Here is a 4210-nt window from a genome sequence, read left to right as displayed (position 1 = left end):
CATTTTAGGTGTTTTGTTTGCTTTAACCATTGATAACGTGCTTCATGCCTTTCTTTTTACGGAAACAATAGCCGCATTCATGGGAATTATCATATTTGGAGGAATATTATGGAGAAGAGCCAACCGTTACGGGGCGGCAGCAGCCATTATTGTTTCATTTTGCCTGTATTATGTGCTTAATTATTTAAATATTGGAGAATTCAAACTGGTATACGACTGGGAACCAGAACCCTTCGGATGGACAATGCTTGCAGGTTTTGTGCTCTTATTATAGTAAGCCTTATTACTAAACCGGAAAATAAAGCAAGAACAGAAGAATTTTTTGACAACCAAAAGCGCCTGTCAGATATGGATGATCAGCTTAAAGAAGGAGAAGGAAAACCTTTGGCCGGAGAACATGAAAAAGAGTTGTTGTTACTGGATGTAAATACTTACTTAAGCAAATCACGCTGGATAAATTTCTTTAAGCGTCATAAAGAAGACATAATTGGATTTTTTATTGCCTGGGGATTCGTTGGGTTTCTCGTATTTATCGCTTGGTTGATCATTCAATTCTGAAATGAGAAAGATGGTTTATTCCAAATTTAGACGTGTGATTGATATAAAAGCAGGAATTCGGGGAGAGTTCATAAAAAAATATTATAATTATGTCTCAAATAAATAGGATTATCAAGCTTACATTAATTTTTACATCATTAGTGATCTGTTTTGCAAATTGTATTCCATCTGAAGAGAAAAGTGAACTGGTCCGTCACCTTGAATCCATTTTTTATGATTCCTCTTTTGTAAAAATACCGCAAGAAGAGTTCAATGTAAAGGACTATGGTGCGAAAGGGGATGGGATAACTCTTAATACAGACGCCATACAACAAGCTGTTGATGAAGCTTCTGAAGTCGGCGGGGGCAAGGTAATATTTCCGGAGGGCACTTATTTATCCGGCGCCCTTTTTATTAAATCAAATGTAGAGTTACACATTGATGAAGATGTTACCATCAAGGCCATACAGGACGACGATGCTTTTCCTGATATCTGGACCCGGATTGCAGGTATTGAGATGGAATGGCCGGCTGCCCTTATCAATGTAAACAACGCAGAAAATGTCAGAATTTCCGGGAAAGGAACTATCGATGGTAACGGCAAATACTGGTGGGATAAGTTTTGGGGCGATCCTCCACGAACAGGTGGAATGTTTGTCGAATACAAAAAAAGGGATTTGCGCTGGGCGCTTGATTATGATTGTAAACGGGTAAGACCGCTTGTAGTATATAAATCTGAAAATGTGAATCTTAAGAATTTCAGAATCGAAAGGTCTGGCTTTTGGGCTGTGACTTTAACGTATAGCCGCAGAGTGCATGTTAATGGTATAGTGATAAGAAATAATATTGGCGGGGAAGGGCCAAGTTCGGACGGCATAAACACCGATTCTTCCGTAGATATTTTGGTTGAAAATTGCGATGTTGATTGTAATGATGATAACTTCGCATTGAAATCAGGCAGGGGTGCAGATGGACTTAGGGTAAATAAACCTGTTGAAGATGTGGTATACAGAAATAACCTTTCAAGAGCCGGACACGGCTTATTTACCATTGGCAGCGAAACAGCAGGGGGTATGAAAAATATAGAAGTTTACGGTCTTGAAGCTGAAGATACCCAATACGGCATCCGTTTTAAATCAGCAAAAGTGCGAGGAGGCGTTATTGAAAATATCCATTTTCACGATATTAAAATGAATGGTGTACCTTATCCTTTTTATTTTGAGCTTAACTGGTTCCCATCTTATAGCTATCCCGAAATTCCGGAAGAAATACCTGAAGAAGAAATACCCGGGCACTGGAAAAAACTTACTGAAAAAGTGAAACCTAAAGAACGTGGCATTCCGGAATTCAGGGATCTTGTCTTTGAAGACATTACTGTCAAAAATGCCAAACAGGCATTTTATGCAAATGCATATCCCGAAAAGCCTATACACAATCTTCACTGGGAAAATATTACAGTCCAGGCCCGGAAAGCCGGAAAAATTTCCTATGCCGAAGACTGGACTATGAAAAATGTAACAATGCAAACAAAAAACGGCGAACAGGTGAACTTAAATAATTGTAATGATATTCAACTTCCATCGGTTATTTCGACTGTAAATGAAGAAAACTAAACAGATATGCCGGATAAAAAAAGATACAGTTCAAAGTGCCCTCTTTGTAACAATAATCAATTGTTAAGGCTTGTAATTCAGTTTCAGAGGATCCAACGCTTTTGATGATAAAAATATTCACTATTGTCCTCGGATAAAAGATAGATTTAAAATCTGGTCAACTATATTGACTTGTATACCATGTCAATAATAATAAATAAGTTTATTTGACAAACTTGAAATCATGGAACAATCCCGGAGAAATTTTTTAAAAAAGGCAGCATTAGGTTCTGCCGGAGTTTTAATGTTAAATCAGTTGGGTTTTGATAAAGCCTGTTTAGCCCGTGAGGGAAGCCTTAGCATTTTATCAAACACAGGTTCGGGGGTGCAGTCGGATTCCTTAGATATTTTAGGAAAATGTGGCAGGAAAGTTCTGTGGTCCTATTTGATGCGCATTTCCGCCAAGCAATACGCTGAGAGAGATGAAGAATTTGACGCAGCACTGGAATCGTGCGACAAGTTGATTAAGCGGCGCAATGAATTGAAAGAGGTATATCGGGATCTGATCGGCCAGCTACCCGAGAAGAAAACTCCATTGAATGCGAAAGTTACCGGAGTACATGAGCGGGACGGTTACCGGGTGGAGAATGTTATTTATGAGAGCCGCCCAAGTCACCGGGTTACGGCCAATTTGTATATTCCTGCAGAAGGGAATGGACCGTGGCCGGGCGTGCTGGTCGCCTGTGGCCACACTGATGCAGGGAAAGCCTCTTATTATCAGGCAATATCAGCACTTCTGGCAAAGAACGGTATGGTGGCCCTTTGCTACGACCCGATTTGTCAGGGCGAACGTTATCAGTATTTTGATAAGCGTCATGGCACAACCGGACATACTTTGCTCAATCTTGGGTCCCTCCTTGTGGGTCGAAGTGTGGTAGGATACGAAGCCTGGGACGGGGTTCGCTCGATAGACTACCTGCTCAGCCGGCCGGAAGTTGACAAGGATAAACAGGTCGGGTTGACTGGCACGAGCGGGGGTGGAACCCAGACAACCTTCCTGATGGCTCTTGACGGCCGCATTGGCCCGGCGGCTCCTTCCTGCTACCTCATGCGTCACCATCGTCTATATGAGACGTTAGGCCCATCGGATGGCTGCCAGCATTTACCTTGCGAAGGGAAATACGGTATTGATCGGGCCGATTATGTGTTAATGCATGCACCTGAACCGACAGCTATTCTTGCCGCCAGGCGTGATGATCTTTTTGAGATTCAATCTGCCCGTGAGGTGGGGGCAGATGCGGAAAAGATGTACGCAACACTTGGCGAAAGCGAATGTTTCGAGTTTTTCGAAAGCGATACTGAACACGGTTTTACACCCCCACACAGAGAAAAGGCTACCCGGTGGATGCGCCGCTGGTTGTGCAACGAAGACAAGATAGTGCCAGAGGAGGATGATGTTAAGAAATATCCTGATCATCTCAAAAAGCTTGAAGGACAGCTTCAATGTACGCAGAGCGGACAGGTGCTCAAAGAGTTTTCCGACGAGAAGAGTGTGGCGGATTTGAATTTCATACGTGCCCGCCAACTGAGCGGGGCACGGGAGGAATTTTGGGAGGATCACAGTACTGACGAATGTCTGGCAAAAATCCGCCGGTTAATCGGTTGTCGACAAGAAACCAGCGAGATTAGGGTGAAAGAAGCGGGTTCGCTGGATCGCGATAGTTGCCGCATCAAAAAGCTGGTTATCGAGCGTGAAGGTGAAGTTCCTGTCCCCGCCCTGTTGTTTGTACCTTTAAATTGTGAGGGCGAACTTCCGGCTACGCTATATGTAGATGGACGCGGCAATAAAAAGGAAGCGGGGCCGGATGGCGCTGTTATGCAATTGGTGAATCAAAACCGCATAGTACTATCAATTGATGCCCGTGGCTTCGGAGAAACAGCTGATCATGGGAGTAATGGGAAACACTGCAACACTGAACACCGGGTTGCAGTTTTGGCCCGCGATATAGGACGTCCTCTTATGGGCCAGAGAGTCGAGGACATCATGGCGGCGCTGGATGTGTTGGTTGAGCAGCCTAATG

General features: G+C 43.4%; 4 protein-coding genes. All 4 read left to right on the top strand.

What is annotated here, in order from left to right:
• A partial coding sequence (locus KGY70_17915; GenBank protein ID MBS3777079.1) for a hypothetical protein occupies positions 1 to 274 on the top strand: 274 nt, incomplete at its 5' end.
• On the top strand, positions 238 to 558 hold the full coding sequence (locus KGY70_17910) for a hypothetical protein (protein MBS3777078.1): 321 nt from the start codon (positions 238 to 240) through the stop codon (positions 556 to 558). The genes KGY70_17915 and KGY70_17910, both read left to right, overlap by 37 nt.
• A gap of 89 nt (positions 559 to 647) precedes the next feature.
• Positions 648 to 2150, top strand: coding sequence for a glycoside hydrolase family 28 protein (locus KGY70_17905; protein ID MBS3777077.1), 1503 nt, complete (start codon positions 648 to 650; stop codon positions 2148 to 2150).
• 223 nt (positions 2151 to 2373) lie between these two features.
• Positions 2374 to 4210: hypothetical protein (locus tag KGY70_17900; GenBank protein ID MBS3777076.1), on the top strand; the 1837-nt coding region annotated here is incomplete at its 3' end.

The organism is Bacteroidales bacterium, assembly GCA_018334875.1.
GTDB lineage: Bacteria > Bacteroidota > Bacteroidia > Bacteroidales > UBA12077 > JAGXLC01.
This window is presented reverse-complemented; position numbering and strand designations above follow the sequence as displayed.

What these genes read in the sequence shown, in the direction of transcription:
- KGY70_17905 (MBS3777077.1), top strand. Translation starts at nt 648, where the DNA reads ATGTCTCAAATAAATAGGATTATCAAGCTTACATTAATTTTTACATCA.
- KGY70_17910 (MBS3777078.1), top strand. Translation starts at nt 238, where the DNA reads ATGGACAATGCTTGCAGGTTTTGTGCTCTTATTATAGTAAGCCTTATT.